The 1,394-nt window shown below is 72.0% G+C and carries 1 protein-coding gene; it reads left to right on the forward strand.

All coding sequences use genetic code 11. The features are described from left to right. The coding region (locus tag ACFWTC_RS38950; RefSeq protein ID WP_384075188.1) for an IS1380 family transposase at positions 1–1,279 on the forward strand (1,279 nt) is incomplete at its 5' end. Positions 1,280–1,394 lie beyond the last annotated feature (115 nt).

Below are 1,394 nucleotides of genomic sequence, written 5' to 3' on the forward strand. Positions count from 1 at the left end.
CCGCAAGAGCGGGCTGGACCAGGCGATATCGGCAGTGCTGGCGCCATGGCGACGGCCGCGGGCGGTGCACGATCCGGGAAAGATCCTGCTGGATGTGGCCCTCGCGGTCGCACTCGGCGGTGACTGCCTGGCCGATGCGGCCATGCTGCGGGCCGAGCCGGCCGTGTTCGGGCCGGTGGCCTCCGACCCGACGGTCTCCCGCCTGATCGACACCCTCGCGGCAGCCGGTCCGAAGGCCCTGACGGCGATCAGGACCGCACGGGCTGAAGTACGCGAACGCGTCTGGAAGTTGGCCGGGCCTGTGGCACCGGACGCTGACGGGCAGGTGACCGTGGACCTCGACGGCGTGCTCGTACTGGCCCACTCCGACAAGCAGGATGCGGCCGCGACCTGGAAGAAGACCTACGGCCACCACCCGCTGACGGGCTTTGTCGACCACGGCCGGGGTGGCACCGGGGAGCCGGTCGCTGGCCTGCTGCGGCCCGGGAACGCGGGCAGCAACACCGCGAGCGACCACATCACCGCCACCCGTCTCGCCCTGGCCCAGCTGCCGAAACGCTACCGGCGCGGACGGAGCACGCTGATCCGGACAGATTCGGCCGGCGGGACGCACGAGTTCGTGGCCTGGCTCGCCCAGCGCGGCCGGTGGCTGTCGTACTCGGTCGGCATGACCATCACCGACGCCATCCACCAGGCCGTGCTCAAGGTGCCCACCTCAGCCTGGACGCCAGCGGTCGAACCGGATGGCGAGGTCCGGGACGGGGCCTGGGTCGCCGAACTCACGGGCGACTGCCGGAAAGGCTGGCCGAAGGGGATGCGGCTGATCGTCCGCAAGGAACGGCCCCACCCCGGCGCCCAACTGCGGATCACCGACGCCGACGGACTGCGGCTCACCGCGTTCGCGACCAACACCACCGGCGTTCCGATCGCCGCACTGGAGCTGCGGCACCGCCAACGCGCCCGGGCCGAGGACCGCATCCGGGCAGCGCGGGCCACCGGCCTGCGCAACCTGCCCCTGCACGACACCGCGCAGAACCAGATCTGGCTGGAGATCGTCCAGCTCGCACTCGACCTCCTCGCCTGGCTGCCGATGCTCGCCCTCACCGGCAAAACCAGGCTCTGGGAGCCCCGACGTCTCCGGCTCCGCCTGTTCTCCGCCGCCGCCCAGATCGTCACCACCGCCCGCCGCCGGCACCTGCGATTCGCCCGCCACTGGCCCTGGACCGACGTGATCACCAGCGCGATCGCCAGGCTCGACGCCCTTCCGAACCCCGGCTGAACTGCAACAACCACCCGACCCGACGAGCAGAACCCCTGACCGGAGCCGTGGAACCCGGCGCCCACCCGACGCGACAGCCGGGCCACCAACCTGCCCATCACCCGCCCGACAACCC

This window comes from Streptomyces sp. NPDC058619, assembly GCF_042717785.1.
GTDB lineage: Bacteria > Actinomycetota > Actinomycetes > Streptomycetales > Streptomycetaceae > Streptomyces.